This is a genomic window from Polaromonas sp. P2_G11, assembly GCF_056403595.1.
The window spans coordinates 190,451-206,635 of the sequence record NZ_JBFUFE010000002.1 but is presented as its reverse complement, the minus strand read 5'-3'; the positions used below and the strand labels follow the sequence as shown (position 1 = coordinate 206,635).

Genomic DNA, 16,185 nt, shown 5'->3' with positions numbered 1-16,185 from the left:
AGAACCACACCATGAACACATTTTTCATTCCAAAGCGGCGCGCGCGTCAAGTCCTTCTTTCATTCACGTTGCTGGCCGCCAGCGTTTTGCCGCAGGCGCGGGCAGCCGATGTCAACGCATGGACGCCAAGCTGGACGGCCAGCCCCCAGCCGATCTGGCGCGATGACTTTGTGCTGCCGCTGGGCCTTCCCGCCACGCTTCACGACCAGACAGTACGCCAGACCGTCCGGGCCAGCGTGGGCGGCTCACGCGTGCGCATTGTGCTGTCGAACGAATACGGCTCGCAGGCCTTGCAAATAGGCGCGGCCCAGATAGCGCCCACTGACGGAGCCGGCAAGGCATTGACCTTTGGCGGCCAGCAGACAGTCGCCGTACCGGCAAGCGCTGTCGTGATGAGTGACCCGGTCGAGATGCCGGTCGCGCCGCTGAGCCGCCTGTCGGTCAGCCTCTACTTCCCACAAACGACACCACTCACCACCATCCACTGGGACGGCCTGCAGCCCGCGCAGATTGCTGCAGGCAATGCCGCGAACGCGAGCGTCCTTAAGGCAGATGCCACGGTGAACAGCCGCCTCTTTCTCAGCGCCGTGCTGGTGGAGGCCGCACCGGGCACACGCAGCGTGGTGGCCTTTGGCGACTCCATCACCGACGGCGCGGCATCAACTCCAGGCACCGATCAGCGGTGGCCGGACTTCCTGGCGCGCCGCCTGGCCGGGGACAACGTGGCTGTCCTCAATGCCGGCATCTCGGGCGGGCGGGTTCTCAAAAACCACATGGGCATGAATGCGCTGGCGCGCTTTGAGCGCGACGTGCTGAACCAGCCCGGTGTCACCAGCGTGGTGCTGCTCATGGGCATCAACGACATCAGCTGGCCCGGCAGCACCCTCGAACCCAAGGAGCCCGCCATACAGACCGACGCGCTGATAGCCGGTTACCGCCAGCTGATTGCGCGCGCCAGAAGCCGGGGCGTGCGCATCGTCGGCGCCACGCTGACACCCTTTGAGGGCGCGCTGACCATGCCGGGCTCGCCGATTGCCAATTACTACAGCCCCGCAAAAGACGCCGTGCGACAGCGCATCAACGCGTGGATGCGCAGCGGCGAGTTTGATGCGGTGCTGGATTTCGATGCGGTGGTGCGCGACCCGCAGAACCCGCTGCGCATCCTGCCCGCCTATGACTCGGGCGACCACCTGCACCTGGGTGATGCCGGCAACAAGGCGGTTGCCGAATCCATTGACCTGAAGCTGCTGCTGGGCGAACGCTAATAAAGCGCCTGCGGCTTAACCACCGACGACCAGGCGCAAGCCCGGCATCAGGCTTTCGGTTTCGGCGCGCCGCTGCAGCGCCATGCGCATGTTCATCTGCGCGACCTCGGTGTGCTCCACCGCCAGCGCCTGCGCACGCGCGCCCTCCCCAGCCTTGAGCGCTGCAAACAGCATGTGGTGCTGGCGGTGCGCGTAGTGCATCCAGTCCCGGTCCTGCTCCAGCGTGGACTGCATGGGCAACATGGCCGAGGCAGACGCGAAGGGGAGCTTGTCGTTCAATTCGATCGCGCGTTGCAGTGCACGGTTGCCGCTGGCCTCCAGGATGAGCGCGTGGAAGCGGTCGTTCATGGCCGCATAGGCCGCGTAGTTGTCATAGCCCAGCGGGTTGGCCGCTAGCGCGCGGTCACCTTCATCCAGGCAAGACTGCAAATCGAGCTGCAGCTGGCGTGACACGCCGTGCTCAGCCACCAGCCGCGCCCCCATGCCTTCCAGATGGCCACGCACTGCAATCGCATCGGCCACTTCGCGCGGGGTGAACTGGCGCACCAGGTATTTGCCGGTGTCGTTGGCCTCGACCAACCCTTCCTGCTCCAGCGTGACCAGCGCGGCCCGCACCGGTGTGCGCGAGGCGCCCAGGCGTTCGGCCAGTTGCTGCTCGGCCAGGCGCTGGCCCGGCTCAAACTCGCCACGCAGGATCAGGTCGCGCAACTGCATCAAAACGGTTTCTTGCAAGTTCATGCCCGAGAATGTACACTGAATTTTAATTTCGGTATACCGTTTTGAGGTCTCCATGAACGCTGAACAGAACGAACTGCTCACCCGCATCACCGCGGGCACGCCCTGCGGCAAGCTGCTGCGCCAATACTGGCAGCCCGCTGCACTGGTGGATGAGTTCAATCCGGCGCTGGACCCGCGCATGGAAATCCGCCCGGTCAAGGCCTTGAAGCTGTTCGGCCAGGATCTGGTGCTGTTCAAGGACGCCTCCGGCGCATGGGGCCTGCTGGACCGCGACTGCACACACCGCGGCGCCGACCTGTCGTTTGGCCGCCGCGAAAGCGCCGCGCAAGGCGGCGGCCTGCGTTGCCCTTTTCACGGCTGGAAGTTCGCCACCGACGGCCGCTGCCTGGAAACCCCGGCAGAGCCCACAGGCAGCAAGTTGTGCGAACGCATACGCCAGCGCAGCTATCCCGTCATTGAAAAAGCCGGCGTGCTGTTTGCCTGGCTGGGCGACGAAGGCAGTACACCGCCGCCCTTCCCCGCTTTTGACTGTTTTACCGCACCGTCCACGCACAGCTTTGCCTTCAAGGGTTTGTGGAACGCCAACTGGCTGCAGGCTTTCGAGGTGGGAATCGACCCGGCGCACCCGTCTTTCCTGCATCGCTTTTTGCAGGACGATCCGCTCGATGAAATCGGCCAGAACCCGGCCGGCAAGCAGTTTCGCAGCGCCAGCGCCGGCACGAAGGATGGCGAGCAGTGGCCGATGACGCGCATCATGCGCGAGTTCGCCCAACCCGACATCAGCTTTGAAAGCAAGCCCTGGGGCATGCAGCTGACCGCGCTGCGCGCCATGACCGATAAACTCACCCATGTGCGCGTGACCAACGCGATCTTCCCGGCCACGTTTGTGATTCCGCTGTCGGAAACCATGACCATCACGCAGATGCATGTGCCGGTAGACGACACGAACACCTACTGGTACACCTTCTTCACCAGCTTTGGCGCCCCGCTGGACCGCGAGAGCATGCGCGCGCAGCGCCAGCAGTTCATTGCCCTGCCCGATTACATCCCCAAAGCGGGCCGCCACAACAACTGGGGCTTCAACGCCGAAGAGCAGATGAGCACCACCTACTTGGGCATGGGCGAAGAAGACATCAATGTGCACGACCAATGGGCCGTGGAAAGCATGGGCGAAATCCAGGACCGCACACGCGAACACCTGGCCACCTCCGACAAGGTCATCATGGCCAACCGGCGCGTGCTGCTCAAGGCGATTGAGACCGTGCAAAACGGCGGTGTGGCGCCCGGCATTGCCGACCCTGCGCAGGCCAGGGTGATCACCGGTCCCGATACGGTGGACGGCATTGCGCCGGCCGGTGAATGGGCCGCGTGGTGGCAGCAAACCGCCCGCACCAAACGCGAGAGTGCGCCGTGGCTGGGCGCCGGGGCCACCTCCAACTCACCCAGCACCGTCACTCAACCATGAGCAGCTTTGCGGTGCAATGCGGAGTGCACGACGCCGCAAGGCAGGCTGCGCTGGCCGATGCCACGCGGCGCATCGAGGCGCGCGGCCTGGAGCTGGTACGTTTTGCCTGGTGCGACCTGCACGGCATGCTGCGCGGCAAGACACTGGTGGCCTCTTCAGCCGGACAAGCCATGACGGACGGCGTCGGCATGGTGAGCACATTGCTGCTCAAGGACACCGCCGACCGCACCGCGTACAAAGTGTTCGAGGCCGGCGGCGCCGACGAACTGCCGGGTTTTGAATTTGGCGGCAATGTGATGCTGCTGGCCGACCCGGCAAGCTTGAAAGAATTGCCCTGGGCCGACAAAACCGGCTGGGTGCAATGCCAGCCATGGTTTCCCGACGGCCGCCCGGTAGAACTCGACACGCGCCGGGTACTGCAAGATGCTCTCGCCAAACTGGCGGAGGCCGGCTACAGCATGAAGTGCGGGTTGGAGATCGAGTTCCACATTTACCGGATTTCCGAGGGTGGCAACGCTCCCCAGCTTGACCCGGCGCTGGCCGACTGGCCGGGCTTGCCGCCGGAGGTGCGCATGATCCATCCCGGCTACCACCTCCTGTCAGAGCAATGGGCGGACATGGCCGAAGAGCCGCTGCGCATCGTGCAGCGCACGGCGCAGGCGCTGGGCCTGCCACTGCTGTCGCTGGAAATCGAACTGGGGCCCAGCCAGGTCGAGGCGGTGTTTGAAGCCACCGATGCGTTGACTGCCGCCGACAACATGGTGCTGTTTCGCAGCGCGGTGAAGCAGGCCTTGCGGCGTGCCGGTTACCACGCGACCTTCGTGTGTCGCCCGCCCTTTCCCAACATCATGTCCAGCGGCTGGCATCTGCACCAGTCACTGGTGGACCTGAAAACCGGTGCCAACGCCTTCAAACGCCAAAGCCCCGCGGACGGAAGCACACCCGTGCACGCGCAGTACATGCTGACCGAAACCGGCGAACACTACCTCGCCGGGTTGCTCGCGCATGCGCGCGGCATGACGGCCTTCTGCACGCCCACCATCAATGGTTTCGGCCGCTTTCGGCCGAATGCGCTGGCGCCCCAATCGATTTTGTGGGGCCGGGACAACCGCGGTGCCATGCTGCGCGTAGTTGGCCAATGCAACGACAACGGCACACGTATCGAGAACCGCCTCGGCGAACCCGCCGCGAACCCTTATCTCTATCTGGCCTCGCAAATCCACGCCGGGCTGGACGGCATCGCGCGCCGCCTGAAAGCCCCGCCGGCCACCGACGCGCCTTATGGTGACACCGCCGAGAAATTGCCCACCAGTCTCGAAGAGGCGCTGCAAGCCTTGCAAGGCGACAGGGCGCTGGTGGAGGCATTCGGCAGCGCGTTCGTGGCTTACCTCACGCGAGTCAAACAGGCCGAAATCACCCGCCATGCCGAGGCCCAGGACCAGGACGACTGGCAAAGACGTGAATACTTCAGCCGGATCTAGCCGCCACGGCCATCCCTAAAAAAAACATGATCACCATCCATTTCATCGAATCGGGCGGCCGCTCCACGCCGGTAAAAGGCAAGGTTGGCAAAAGTCTGATGGAAGCCGCAGTGGCCGCAGGCATTGACGGCATTGCCGCCGACTGCGGCGGCCTGCTGACTTGCGCCACCTGCCATGTACACGTGCAGGAGCCTTTTTCCTCGGACACGCAAACCCTGCCGCCACCTGATGGCGAAGAGCTCGGCATGCTGGCATTTACCGCCGCGCCGCGCCTTCCCAACAGCCGGCTCAGTTGCCAGATCAAGCTCACGCCCGCGCTCGACGGATTGACGGTAGAGTTGCCGGCTACCCAGTATTAATTACTTCAGAAAGTTGTTCATGATTCTCGAACTCGCCGACATCCGCATTCACCCGGGCCAGCAAGCAGCTTTTGACGAAGCCATCCAGCGCGGCATCCGCGAAGTCATTTCCAAAGCCAGGGGCTTTCAAGGTTTCAAGGTCAACAAGGGCATTGAAAGCCCTGAGCGCTACATCCTGCAGATCTTCTGGGACACACTGGAAAACCACACCGTCGACTTTCGTCAGTCGCCCGCCTTTGCCGACTGGCGAGCCATTGTCGGGCCCTTCTTTGCCGGCCCGCCCACGGTGGAGCATTTCGCCCTGGTGGCCAAGTCAGCCTGAGCCTTTGGCCAGGGCCTGGCAAACAGGCAGACAATAAAAAACGGGGCTGACGGCCCCGTTTTTTATTGTCTGCGCGCAGTTCCGATGCCGGCTACCTGGCCGCGTTTTCGTGGCCGCTGATCAGCTTCCCAAGCAACACGCCGAGCTGCACCCGCTCGTCATCATCCAGCGGACTCACGATGCGCTGCTGTGCCTTGCTGACAGCACGTTTCATCTGCAGTGCAACTTTTTCCCCTTCGGGCGTCGTCCACAGCAATTTGCGGCGCTTGTCAGATGGGTCAGCCTCCCGCTTGACCCAGCCTTTGGCTTCCAGCCGACCGATCACCGAGCCGAAAGTGGCCGGGTCAAAGGCAACGCGGCCCGACAGCGTGATCTGGTCTTCGCCCGGGTCGTCCATCAAGGCGTTCAGGATGGCGAACTGCACAGGCGTCGCGTCAAAACCGGCTGTTTCCTCCATGAAGATCGCAACCGCGAGTTGTTGCGCCCGGCGAATCAAGTGCCCGGGGGCCTCGCTGAAGTTAAAGCTTTTTGCCATTTGCCGAGTTTACCGTTCAGCTTTGCGCTCAGGGTATGTACTAGGGACATACATGATAAGCATACTTATCATTGTCAAAGCCCCCCTGATACCCTCTCACACATGTCACACACATCCCCCATCCTCATCTCGGGCGGCGGCATCGGCGGGCTGGCCGCGGCCCTGGTGCTCGCGCAGGACGGGCGCGCCGTGACACTCATGGAGCAGGCGGCGAGTTTTGGCGAGATCGGCGCCGGCATCCAGCTCGGTCCCAATATTTTCCGCATGTTTGACTACCTGGGCCTCACTGAAGCCGTCAACCGTGTGGCGTTCTTTCCCACCGGTCTTGGCATGAACGATGTGCGCACGGGCGAGAAGGTTGTCCGTGTCCCGCTTGGCGACCTGGCCCGCGCCACCTATGGCTTTCCTTATGGCGTGATTTACCGCGCCGACCTGCACCAGGTGTTCCTCAATGCCTGCCGGGCGCAGCCCAACGTCACCTTGCGCACCAGCGCCAGGGTGGAGTCGTTTGACCAGTCGGAAAGCGGCGTGACTGTGCACCTTGCAGGCGGAGAAACCGTTGAAGGCAGCGCGCTGATAGGCGCAGACGGCATCTGGAGCCGCATCCGTGAAGCCGTGGTGGGCGACGGCAAACCTCGCGTGTCGGGGCATATCGCCTACCGCGCCGTGCTCAGGCGTGAGGATGTTCCGGCTCATCTGTGGAGCGACGATGTGCTGCTTTGGGGCGGCGAGAAAACCCATCTGGTTCACTACCCACTGCGCCGCGGCGAACTCTTCAACCTGGTGGCTGTTTTTCACAGCAACAAATACGATGAGGGCTGGAACACCTTTGGCGATACAGCCGAGCTTAACGAGCGTTTCGCCGATGCCTGCCCACAAGTCAAGGAACTGCTGGGGAAAATCGAGACCTGGAAGATGTGGGTGCTGTGCGACCGCGAACCCGTGAAAAACTGGACCGACCGGCGCGTGACCCTGCTGGGCGACGCCGCCCACCCGATGCTGCAGTACCTGGCCCAAGGCGCCGGCCAGGCTATTGAAGACGCCGTCGTGCTGCGTGAAGCGCTGCGCTTTACCCGCGGCGATGTGCCAAAGGCTTTTCAGAAATACCAGCAAAAGCGCTACCTGCGCACTGGCCGCGTGCAATTGACTGCCCGTTTTTACGGTGATATTTACCATGCGGCCGGTGTTCAACGCGAATTGCGCAACCAGATGTTCCAGAGCGGCACCGAGAGCGCGGGTTTCGCCGGCCTGAAGTGGATGTACGACGGAATCGAGCCGTCAAAACTGTTCCAATGACGGTTTCAAAAGCCCCAGGGATTGTCATGACTCTTCTTCCCAACACCGCTGCCCTCCGGATAATTGCTACGCTTTTGATAGCTGCTTGCGCTTATCCCTCGTGGGCTGCATCTCCAAAAGACTTAAAAGATGCGGCCTGGCCGACCAGGCCGGTGCGCATCCTGGTGGGGTTTCCGGGCGGCTCTACGCCCGACATGGCGGCGCGCAGCCTGGCCGAACCCCTGAGCCACGCCCTCGGCCAACCCGTGATTGTGGAAAACAGACCCGGCGCGTCAGGCAACATCGCGGCCGACCAGGTCGCCAAAGCCACTGACGACCATACGCTGGGCGTCGTCATCAACGGCAACCTGACCTCGGCCAAGCTGCTGTACTCCAGACTGCCCTATGACCCGGCCAAAGACTTTGCGCCCATTTCATTGCTGACCACCGCACCGCTGGTGCTGGTAGCGCCTGCGAGCCAGCCCGGTGGCGCCGAATTCTTCGCTGCCGCACGCCAGGGCGGCAGCCAATGGAACTATGGTTCAGTCGGCAACGGCTCGGTCGCACATCTGGGCATGGAACTGCTGAAAAGCCGCATGCCCGGCGTCACACCTGTTCACGTGCCCTTCGCCGGCAACCCGCAGGTGGTGACCGCCATGCTGGGCGGCCAGATCCAGATGGCGCTGATCCCGCCCGGCGTGGCCATGCCGCATGTGCGGTCGGGAAAGCTTCGGGCGATCGGCCTTGCCGGCGGGCGCTCTTCTCTTGTGCCCGAGGTGCCGCCGCTGGCCGATGCCGGCGTGACCAACGTCAACCTCGAAGTGTGGACGGCGCTGATCGGCCCGGTGGGCCTCTCCAAAGCCGCCCAGGCGCGGCTGGCGCAAGAAGTGCCGCGCATCATCCGCGACGCCGACACGCGGCAAAAGTTGTTTAACCAGGGGTGGCAAGCTGTGGGCACTTCGCCCGACGGCCTGAGGAGCCGCGTCAAAGACGAAGCCGCCATTTTGGGCGGCATCATCCAGTCGCGCGGTATCAAACTCGAATAGGCAGCGAAAGACAGCCATGCCCACGATCACAGAGCCCGCACGCCCCCTGCCCGTCTACGGCGAATTCGATGTCGTCGTAATCGGCGGCGGGCCAGCAGGGCTTGCTGCCAGCGTCAGCGCCGCGCGGCACGGCGCACGCACCTTGCTGGTGGAACGCTACGGCTTTCTAGGCGGCATGGGCACAGCCGGCGGCGTCACCAATTTCGCGGGCCTCTACGGCCGCAAAAGCGGCCGGATACAACAGGTGGTGCGCGGCGTGGCCGACGACCTGCTGCAGCGCATTGACGCGCTGGGTGGCCTCAACGCGCCGCAGGACGGCATGCAGGGCCGCATCCGCGTGCGCTCCTACGACGTGTCGGCTTACAAGTGCGCAGCCGACCAGTTGCTGGTGGCGGCCGGTGTGCAAATCCTTTTTCACGCCTGGGCTGCTGCGGTGGTGATGGAGGGCAACCGCATCAGCGCTTTGGTGGTCGAGACCAAATCCGGCCGCCAGGCAATTCGTGCCGCGCGTTTCATCGACTGCTCGGGCGACGCCGATGTGGCGAACTTTGCCGGTGTGCCGTTTGAGCTGGGCGACGGGCACGGCAGCGCGCTGTTTCCCTCCACCATGTTTCGCGTCGGCCACGTGGACGCACCCCGCGCGCTGGCGGCTGTGGGCGAATTCAAAGCCATCAACATCTTGATGGCCGAGAGCCAGGCGCGTGAGCCAGGCCGCTACAAGTTTCCCCGTGAAGGTGCCATCCTCCGCCCCCAGAAGAACCCGACCGAATGGCGCGCCAACGTCACGCAGATACGCAACGCGCAAGGTACGGCCATGGATGCCACCGACGCGCGGCAGCTCAGCGAGGGCGAGCTTGAAGGCCGGCGCCAGATCACCGAATACTTCCGCTTCCTGAAGCATGAAGTGCCGGGTTTTGCGGATTCGGCCATCGTCGACATCGCGCCGCAGGTCGGCATCCGCGAGACGCGCCGTATCCAAGGGCTCTATGCACTGAGCGGTGAAGACATCCTTTCATCGGCCCGCTTTGACGATGCCATCGGCATCAATGCCTGGCCAATGGAACTGCATGCCGATGGCCGGATCGACTGGCAGTTTCCGCACAACGTGGACGCGGCTGAAGGCCGCGCCTACAACGACTTGCCCTGGCGCATGCTGGTGCCGCAAGGTGTCGCCAACCTGCTGGTGGCCGGTCGCTGCGCCTCGATGACGCACGAAGGCCAGTCGGCCGCGCGCGCCAGCGGCGGTTGCTTTGTGATGGGCCAGGCAGCGGGCACGGCGGCGGCCATGCCGGGCGCCGGGCAGGCTTTTTCCGATACCGACGTGAAACAGCTGCAGCAGTTGCTCACGCGGGACGGCGTGTATTTCGATAACGACCTTTAAGCGGCGATCTTTCACCCCAGAGACTGGACATCCATCATGGACATGACGCCCCCTACCGCCCCAGGCCGGCCCTCAGCACCCCACGGCGCAGCACGCAAGGCCTTTTATGAAGCCATCTCGGCGCACAGCATGACGCCGCTGTGGGAAGTGCTGCATGCGCTGGTGCCGCAGTCGCCCAGCACGCCTTGCCAGCCGGCGCTGTGGAAGTACACCGACGTATGGCCCTTCCTGATGAAGTCGGGCGAACTGATCACGGCCGAAGAGGCCGTGCGCCGTGTGTTGATCCTGGAAAACCCCGGCCTGCGCGGACAGTCGTGCATCACGCAGTCGCTGTACGCAGGCCTGCAGGTGATCATGCCGGGCGAAATAGCGCCCAGCCACCGCCACACACAAAGCGCATTGCGCTTCGTGGTGGAAGGCCATGGCGCCTTCACCGCCGTGGATGGCGAACGCACGCAGATGAAACCCGGCGACTTCATCATCACCCCCAGCTGGACCTGGCACGACCATGGCCACGAAGGCCGTGTCGAATCTGACGCGCCCGTAGTCTGGCTGGACGGCCTGGACATACCCATGCTGCGCTTTTTCGATGCCGGTTTCGCCGAAAACGGCACGGCCAGGCAACAGGAAGTCACCAAGCCCGAAGGCATCAGCACCCACCGCTATGGCGCCAACATGCTGCCGATGCGGTATGACGCCCCGTTCGGTGAAACCTCGCCCATCTTCAGCTACCCCTACGACCGCACGCGCGAAACCCTGCACCAGCTGGAAACCCATGCCGACATCGATGCCTGGGACGGCGTCAAGCTGCGCTATGTGAATCCGGCCACCGGCGGCTCACCCATGCCGACCATGGCCACCTTCATGCAGCGCCTGCCGGCAGGCTTTGCAGGCAAGCCCTGGCGCCAGACTGACGGGGCCGTGTTCAGCGTGGTTGAGGGCACGGGCTCCGTTGACATTGAACGGAACGGCGAAACCCGGACGTTCGAGTTTGGCCCGCGCGACCATTTTGTGATTCCGTCGTGGCACACTGCGCAATTGCGTTCGGCGCAAGGTTGTGTGCTGTTCAGTTTTTCAGACCGCCCGGTGCATCTGGCACTGGGCATACACAGAGAAGAAAGGTTGTCATGAGTTTTGTCATCACCCCACCGGCCGCGGTGTCCGTCCCCGTTGTCGGCACCAAAGACCGGTTTCCGGTCAACCGCATTTATTGCGTGGGCCGCAACTACGAAGAACACGCCAAGGAAATGGGCTTTACCGGCCGTGAGCCGCCCTTCTTTTTCCTCAAACCCGCGAATGCCGCTGTCGTGGTGGACGCCGGCGCGACGGGCACCATCCCCTACCCATCGCTGACCAAGAACCTGCACCATGAAATCGAGCTGGTCGTGGCCATTGGCACCGGCGGTAAAAACATCAAGGCCGCCGACGCGCAAAAGCACATCTACGGTTATGCCGTGGGCCTGGACATGACGCGCCGCGACCTGCAGGGCGAGATGAAGAAGCAAGGCCGCCCATGGTGCATTGGTAAAGCCTATGACCACTCCGCCCCCATCGGCCCTATCACACCCGCTGGCCAGGCCGGTGACGTGGCCAATGCCGAGCTCTACATCCAGGTGAACGGCAAGGATCGCCAGCGCAGCAATGTCTCCAAGCTGATCTGGAATATTGCCGAAACCATTGAACACCTGTCGGCAGCATGGGAGCTGCAGCCCGGCGACCTGATTTACACCGGCACGCCCGAAGGCGTCGCGGCCGTGGTTTCGGGCGACACCATGGTCGGCGGTGTAGCGGGGCTGGAAACACTCACTGTCAAAGTCATCTGAACAAGGTGTTGGCAAGCGCATGTCACGGCGGGGCAGCTGCGCGATAACCGCGCAACTGCTTTAATCACCGCGCAAATACCCCGTTTTACCCGGGGTAACCCGCCTGACTGCTTGCCTCCTCAATTCTGATAATCGGCTTACCCGGTTTTTGGGAGCTCCCAAATGCCAAGACCTGCTTTTTGGAGAGCCTTCTTGAAAATCCTGCAGTCCCTTGCAAAATTCTGCGCTGTGCTGGCCGGCGTTCTGCTCACGGTGATCACGCTCATGACCTGTGCCAGCCTGATTGGCCGCAACCTGCTGGGCGCGACCCTCGTCGGCGACTTCGAACTCACCGGTGTGGTCACCGGGGCCGCGATCGCGCTGTTCATGCCCCTTTGCCAGATCAAACGCGGCAACATCATCGTCGACTTCTTCACCGCCAAACTGGGCGAAACCTCGAACGACAGGCTGGACCGTTTCGGTGCCTTGCTGTTGGGCCTGGTGTTTGCCCTGTTGGCCTGGCGCACGGTGCTGGGCGGCCTCAATTCGTACAACACGCACTCTGAAACCCAGATCCTGGGATTTCCCGAATGGACGGTGTATGCCGCCATGGTTCCGCCCTTTGTGCTGACCTGCGTGATCGGTGTGTACCAATCCGTCTTCGGCTTCGGCGACGCCCATGCGCCGCACAATCCGCTGGACGAGCTGGAGGCACACGTATGAGCTCCATCACGCTGGCTCTCGTCATTTTCGGCATCATGCTGGTCTTCATGGCCGTGCGCGTGCCTATCGCAGTTGCCATGTTTACCGCGGGCGCCATCGGTTACGTGATGCAGACCGGCTGGGGGCCGTTTTCCAGCTTCCTCAACACCCAGGCCTTTGCGCGCTTTGCCAGCTACGACCTGTCGGTGATTCCGCTCTTCATCCTGATGGGGCATTTCGCGACGCAGGGCGGCATCAGCCGCGCGCTGTTCGGTTTTGCGGCAGGCGTGATGGGCCGCTTCAAGGGCGGTCTGGCCATGGCGTCCATCCTGGCTTGTGCGGCATTCGGCGCCATCTGCGGCTCCTCGGTGGCCACGGCCGCCACCATCACCGGCGTGGCACTGCCAGAGATGAAACGCCACGGTTATTCAGGCCGGCTTGCCACGGGCACTCTGGCAGCCGGCGGCACCCTGGGCATCCTGATCCCCCCATCGGTGCCGCTGGTGATTTACGCCATCCTCACCGAGCAGAATATCGCCAAGCTGTTTGCGGCGGCCATGGTGCCGGGCATCATCGCGATGTTCGGCTACATGGTGGCCATTGCCATCTACGTGCGGCTGGTGCCCGGACAGGCGCCCGAGGTAGACAACGACAGGCCGCCGATGACGATGGCCTCCGCGTTGGGCATACTGCCCATCGCCATCATCTTCCTGATCGTCTTCGGCGGCATTTACGGCGGCCTGTTTACGCCGACTGAAGGCGCCGCGGTGGGTGCCGCCGCCACTTTCGTAGCCGCCTTGCTCAAGCGCGAGATCACCTGGGCCAAATTCAAGCTGTGCTTTTATGCCACGGCGGAAAGCTCGGCCATGATCTTCCTGATCTTTATAGGCGCCGACCTCATGAACTCCGCCCTGGCCCTGACGCAGGTGCCTAACCAGCTCGCCGGCGTGGTCGGCGGTTGGGGACTGTCGCCGCTGATGGTTGTCACGGCCATCCTGCTGTTTTACGTGGTGCTGGGGGCCGTGATGGACGAGTTGTCCATGCTGCTGCTGACGATTCCCATCTTTTTCCCGATGGTGATGGGCCTGGATTTCGGCATGGCCAAGGAATCCACCGCGATCTGGTTCGGCATCATGGTACTGATGACGGTCGGCTTTGGCATGCTGGCGCCGCCGGTGGGCCTGAACGTCTATGTGGTCAATGGCCTGGCCAAAGACGTGCCTATCAGCGAAAGCTACAAAGGTGTCATGCCATTCCTCATCAGCGACACCATCCGCACCACCCTGCTGCTGCTGTTCCCGGGCATATCGCTGTGGCTGGTGAAATACATCAGCTAGGGTCTATGGCTAGGGCTTTTACCGCTTCTCAAACCCATCCGCTTGCCTTAAGTTAGTCAAATTGTTTATAGGAGACACGCCATGATTCAGCGACGAACCCTTCTCAAGACCAGCGCCGCCGCAGCCTTGGGCGCACCGGCGCTGTCGGGCCTGGCCCAGCAGGCCGTGACACTGAAGTTCCATACTTTCATGTCGCCCTCGTCCAATGTCTGGCTGGCCATGCACAAGCCCTGGATGGACAAGGTCGAAAAAGAATCCGGCGGCCGTATCAAGTTTGAAGGCTACCCGGCCATGCAGCTGGGCGGCACGCCTGTACAGCTCTACGACCAGGCCAAAGACGGCGTGGTTGACGTGGTGTGGACATTGCCCGGCAATACGGCCGGCCGCTTCCCGCGGATCGAGGTGTTTGAGCTGCCCTTCATGATGTCCAACGCCGAAGCGACTTCCAAGGCGTTCTGGGAATACGTGCAAACCGTTGCACCCGATGAATTCAAGGATACGCAGGTGCTGGCGCTGCAGGTGCACGGCCCCGGTGTGATCCACACGGTCGACAAGCCCGTCAAGTCGATTGCCGACATGCGCGGCCTCAAGCTGCGCGCGCCGACCCGCCAGGTCACCAAGCTCATGGGCGTGCTGGGCGCCACGCCCGTCGGCATGCCGCTGCCGCAGATTCCCGACGCGCTGAGCAAGGGCACCATTACAGGGTGCGTGATTCCGTGGGAAGTCGTGCCTTCGGTCAAGGTCAACGAGCTCACCAAATTCCATGCCGAGTTCGACCCCGCCGGCGGCAGCCTTTACACCACCACCTTTGTGATGGCCATGAACAAGGCGAAATACAACTCGCTCGCACCCGACCTCAAGAAGGTCATCGACAACAACTCCGGCATGGCCACCTCGGCATGGCTGGGCAAGGTGCAGCAGGGCAACGACGTTCCCGGCCGCAAGACCGCCAGTGACCGCGGCAACACGATTTACACCGTGAGCGCGGCCGAAGCCCAGGAATTCCGCCGCAAATCGCGTACGGTGGAAGTCGAATGGGTGGAAGACATGAACAAGAAGGGTTTTGACGGCAAGAAGCTGCTGGACACGGCACGCGCCCTGATTGAAAAGCACACCAAGACGACCAAGACTTGATCAATACCCGTGCTGGGTGCGCATTCATGAAACCGGGCTTATGCCCGGTTTTTTTATGCCCTACCCATGTTCTTATGCCTTTTCGGCTTTCAGCCCAATGAATACGGGCGCAATCGGCTCCTGATTTAATAGCACTCCACTTCGGGCAAAACCAGCACGACAGCCGGGTTACTGCGGCTGCGGCTTCATTCATGGCGCGCCTGCATAAGAATCCACCCGGTCCCCGTATGACGGGTGAGTCCGGTCCATCATTCCATTTACCCAAGGAAGTTTTTTCATGTCACGCTTTTTGAAAACCCTGGCAGCCACCATCCTGGCCTCAAGCCTGAGCGCTTCTTTCACCTTGCCCGCTTTTGCGGCCGGCCCCATGGTCAAGAGCCAGGCGCCCGGCTACTACCGCGTCACGCTGGGCGATTTTGAAGTCACCGCCCTGTCGGACGGCACTGTCAAGCTGCCCGTGAAAGACCTGCTCACCAACACAACGCCGGCGAAAGTCGGCGCGGCACTGAAGCGTTCTTTTTTACCTGACGCAGTCGAGACTTCAGTCAATGCCTACCTCATCAACACCGGCAGCAAGCTGGTGCTGATCGACACGGGTGCGTCCGGCCTCTTCGGCCCGACGCTGGGCAGCCTGCAGGCCAACCTCAAAGCCGCCGGCTACCAGCCCGAGCAGGTCGACGAGATCTATATCACCCACATGCACCCCGACCACGTGGGCGGCCTGGTGGTGAACGGCGCCATGGCGTTTCCGAATGCCGTTGTGCGTGTGGACAAGGCGGACGCCGACTTCTGGCTGGATGAAGCCAAAATGAACGCAGCGCCCAAAGAATCCCAAGGCTTTTTCCAGGGTGCCATGGCGTCCATCAAGCCTTACGCAACGGCCGGCAAGCTCAAGACCTTTGAAGGCGTCACCGAGCTCGTGCCCGGCGTGAAGGCGCAGCCCGCTCACGGCCACACCGCCGGCCACAGCGTGTATGTGGTGGAAAGCAAGGGGGAGAAGCTGATGCTGTGGGGCGACCTGATGCATGTGGCGGCAGTCCAGTTCGACAACCCGGAGGTCACCATCAAGTTTGACTCCGAGTCCCCACCGGCCGCCAAGGAACGCGCCAAGGCCTACGCCGATGCCGCCAAAAATGGCTACCTGGTCGGCGCGGCGCATATCGCCTTCCCTGGCCTTGGCCATGTGCGCAAGGGCGCGGGCAAGGCATACGCCTGGGTCCCGGTGAATTACTCGTCACTCAAATAGGAAGGGTAAGCAAAATAGGCCATGCACCCAATAAGCATCGGCGTAAGCAGCTACGTTTTTTATAGCACTGCGGGGGGCCTGCAGTGCCCCCTGGCAG

At 62.7% G+C, this 16,185-nt stretch carries 16 protein-coding genes; 14 read left to right on the top strand and 2 right to left on the bottom strand.

Going from position 1 to position 16,185, the window contains the following annotated elements; all coding sequences use genetic code 11:
• The first annotated feature begins 11 nt into the window (after positions 1 to 11).
• Positions 12 to 1,265 (top strand): SGNH/GDSL hydrolase family protein, encoded by a 1,254-nt coding sequence (locus tag AC1DWQ_RS07595; protein ID WP_477669101.1) that lies wholly within the window; start codon positions 12 to 14, stop codon positions 1,263 to 1,265.
• Positions 1,266 to 1,280: 15 nt separating this feature from the next.
• Here AC1DWQ_RS07595 and AC1DWQ_RS07590 read toward each other — a convergent pair whose 3' ends face one another.
• Positions 1,281 to 2,003 (bottom strand): GntR family transcriptional regulator, encoded by a 723-nt coding sequence (locus tag AC1DWQ_RS07590; protein WP_477669100.1) that lies wholly within the window; start codon positions 2,001 to 2,003, stop codon positions 1,281 to 1,283.
• 52 nt (positions 2,004 to 2,055) lie between these two features.
• Between AC1DWQ_RS07590 and AC1DWQ_RS07585 the strand changes: the two genes are divergently transcribed.
• Genes AC1DWQ_RS07585 through AC1DWQ_RS07570 form a run of 4 tightly spaced genes read left to right on the top strand, consistent with a single transcriptional unit; the run spans position 2,056 to position 5,630 of the window.
• Positions 2,056 to 3,468, top strand: a complete 1,413-nt coding sequence (locus tag AC1DWQ_RS07585; RefSeq protein WP_477669099.1) for a Rieske 2Fe-2S domain-containing protein — start codon at positions 2,056 to 2,058, stop codon at positions 3,466 to 3,468.
• Complete coding sequence (locus tag AC1DWQ_RS07580) at positions 3,465 to 4,949, top strand: glutamine synthetase family protein (RefSeq protein WP_477669098.1); 1,485 nt, start codon at positions 3,465 to 3,467, stop codon at positions 4,947 to 4,949. Before AC1DWQ_RS07585 ends, AC1DWQ_RS07580 begins: the two co-directional genes overlap by 4 nt.
• 26 nt (positions 4,950 to 4,975) lie before the next feature.
• A complete protein-coding gene (locus AC1DWQ_RS07575) occupies positions 4,976 to 5,308 on the top strand; it encodes a 2Fe-2S iron-sulfur cluster-binding protein (protein WP_477669097.1) in 333 nt (110 codons plus the stop codon).
• Between the two features lie 19 nt (positions 5,309 to 5,327).
• Complete coding sequence (locus tag AC1DWQ_RS07570) at positions 5,328 to 5,630, top strand: antibiotic biosynthesis monooxygenase family protein (protein WP_477669096.1); 303 nt, start codon at positions 5,328 to 5,330, stop codon at positions 5,628 to 5,630.
• A gap of 91 nt (positions 5,631 to 5,721) precedes the next feature.
• On the opposite strand, the gene AC1DWQ_RS07565 is transcribed toward AC1DWQ_RS07570, so the two are convergent.
• Positions 5,722 to 6,165 carry a MarR family winged helix-turn-helix transcriptional regulator gene (locus AC1DWQ_RS07565; RefSeq protein ID WP_477669095.1) on the bottom strand — a complete coding sequence of 148 codons (444 nt, stop codon included), beginning with the start codon at positions 6,163 to 6,165 and terminating at the stop codon, positions 5,722 to 5,724.
• Positions 6,166 to 6,267: 102 nt separating this feature from the next.
• On the opposite strand from AC1DWQ_RS07565, the gene AC1DWQ_RS07560 reads away from it, so the two are divergent.
• From AC1DWQ_RS07560 to AC1DWQ_RS07520, 9 genes are all read left to right on the top strand, one after another.
• Entirely contained in the window at positions 6,268 to 7,461 is a 1,194-nt protein-coding gene (locus tag AC1DWQ_RS07560) for a 3-hydroxybenzoate 6-monooxygenase (RefSeq protein WP_477669094.1), read from the top strand.
• Between the two features lie 26 nt (positions 7,462 to 7,487).
• Complete coding sequence (locus AC1DWQ_RS07555; protein ID WP_477669093.1) at positions 7,488 to 8,486, top strand: Bug family tripartite tricarboxylate transporter substrate binding protein; 999 nt, start codon at positions 7,488 to 7,490, stop codon at positions 8,484 to 8,486.
• 16 nt (positions 8,487 to 8,502) lie between these two features.
• Positions 8,503 to 9,867, top strand: a complete 1,365-nt coding sequence (locus tag AC1DWQ_RS07550) for an FAD-dependent oxidoreductase (RefSeq protein ID WP_477669092.1) — start codon at positions 8,503 to 8,505, stop codon at positions 9,865 to 9,867.
• Positions 9,868 to 9,903: 36 nt separating this feature from the next.
• The gene (gtdA, locus tag AC1DWQ_RS07545) at positions 9,904 to 10,998 is read left to right on the top strand and encodes a gentisate 1,2-dioxygenase (protein ID WP_477669091.1); all 1,095 of its coding nucleotides are present in this window, start codon (positions 9,904 to 9,906) and stop codon (positions 10,996 to 10,998) included.
• On the top strand, positions 10,995 to 11,690 hold the full coding sequence (locus tag AC1DWQ_RS07540; protein WP_477669090.1) for a fumarylacetoacetate hydrolase family protein: 696 nt from the start codon (positions 10,995 to 10,997) through the stop codon (positions 11,688 to 11,690). The genes gtdA and AC1DWQ_RS07540 overlap by 4 nt, the downstream gene beginning before the upstream one ends.
• A gap of 192 nt (positions 11,691 to 11,882) precedes the next feature.
• Positions 11,883 to 12,392: a TRAP transporter small permease gene (locus tag AC1DWQ_RS07535; protein ID WP_477669089.1), complete on the top strand. Its 510-nt coding sequence runs from the start codon at positions 11,883 to 11,885 to the stop codon at positions 12,390 to 12,392.
• Positions 12,389 to 13,708, top strand: a complete 1,320-nt coding sequence (locus tag AC1DWQ_RS07530) for a TRAP transporter large permease (RefSeq protein ID WP_477669088.1) — start codon at positions 12,389 to 12,391, stop codon at positions 13,706 to 13,708. Before AC1DWQ_RS07535 ends, AC1DWQ_RS07530 begins: the two co-directional genes overlap by 4 nt.
• 81 nt (positions 13,709 to 13,789) lie before the next feature.
• Positions 13,790 to 14,842 carry a TRAP transporter substrate-binding protein gene (locus AC1DWQ_RS07525; protein WP_477669087.1) on the top strand — a complete coding sequence of 351 codons (1,053 nt, stop codon included), beginning with the start codon at positions 13,790 to 13,792 and terminating at the stop codon, positions 14,840 to 14,842.
• Positions 14,843 to 15,119: 277 nt separating this feature from the next.
• The gene (locus tag AC1DWQ_RS07520) at positions 15,120 to 16,088 is read left to right on the top strand and encodes an MBL fold metallo-hydrolase (RefSeq protein WP_477669086.1); all 969 of its coding nucleotides are present in this window, start codon (positions 15,120 to 15,122) and stop codon (positions 16,086 to 16,088) included.
• Positions 16,089 to 16,185 lie beyond the last annotated feature (97 nt).

Bases quoted from the DNA above. Each gene is read 5' to 3' on its own strand.
- AC1DWQ_RS07585 (WP_477669099.1), top strand. From the start codon at position 2,056: ATGAACGCTGAACAGAACGAACTGCTCACCCGCATCACCGCGGGCACG.
- AC1DWQ_RS07580 (WP_477669098.1), top strand. From the start codon at position 3,465: ATGAGCAGCTTTGCGGTGCAATGCGGAGTGCACGACGCCGCAAGGCAG.
- AC1DWQ_RS07595 (WP_477669101.1), top strand. From the start codon at position 12: ATGAACACATTTTTCATTCCAAAGCGGCGCGCGCGTCAAGTCCTTCTT.
- AC1DWQ_RS07555 (WP_477669093.1), top strand. From the start codon at position 7,488: ATGACTCTTCTTCCCAACACCGCTGCCCTCCGGATAATTGCTACGCTT.
- AC1DWQ_RS07590 (WP_477669100.1), bottom strand. From the start codon at position 2,003: ATGAACTTGCAAGAAACCGTTTTGATGCAGTTGCGCGACCTGATCCTG.
- gtdA (WP_477669091.1), top strand. From the start codon at position 9,904: ATGGACATGACGCCCCCTACCGCCCCAGGCCGGCCCTCAGCACCCCAC.
- AC1DWQ_RS07575 (WP_477669097.1), top strand. From the start codon at position 4,976: ATGATCACCATCCATTTCATCGAATCGGGCGGCCGCTCCACGCCGGTA.
- AC1DWQ_RS07530 (WP_477669088.1), top strand. From the start codon at position 12,389: ATGAGCTCCATCACGCTGGCTCTCGTCATTTTCGGCATCATGCTGGTC.
- AC1DWQ_RS07565 (WP_477669095.1), bottom strand. From the start codon at position 6,165: ATGGCAAAAAGCTTTAACTTCAGCGAGGCCCCCGGGCACTTGATTCGC.
- AC1DWQ_RS07560 (WP_477669094.1), top strand. From the start codon at position 6,268: ATGTCACACACATCCCCCATCCTCATCTCGGGCGGCGGCATCGGCGGG.
- AC1DWQ_RS07520 (WP_477669086.1), top strand. From the start codon at position 15,120: ATGTCACGCTTTTTGAAAACCCTGGCAGCCACCATCCTGGCCTCAAGC.
- AC1DWQ_RS07550 (WP_477669092.1), top strand. From the start codon at position 8,503: ATGCCCACGATCACAGAGCCCGCACGCCCCCTGCCCGTCTACGGCGAA.
- AC1DWQ_RS07570 (WP_477669096.1), top strand. From the start codon at position 5,328: ATGATTCTCGAACTCGCCGACATCCGCATTCACCCGGGCCAGCAAGCA.
- AC1DWQ_RS07525 (WP_477669087.1), top strand. From the start codon at position 13,790: ATGATTCAGCGACGAACCCTTCTCAAGACCAGCGCCGCCGCAGCCTTG.
- AC1DWQ_RS07540 (WP_477669090.1), top strand. From the start codon at position 10,995: ATGAGTTTTGTCATCACCCCACCGGCCGCGGTGTCCGTCCCCGTTGTC.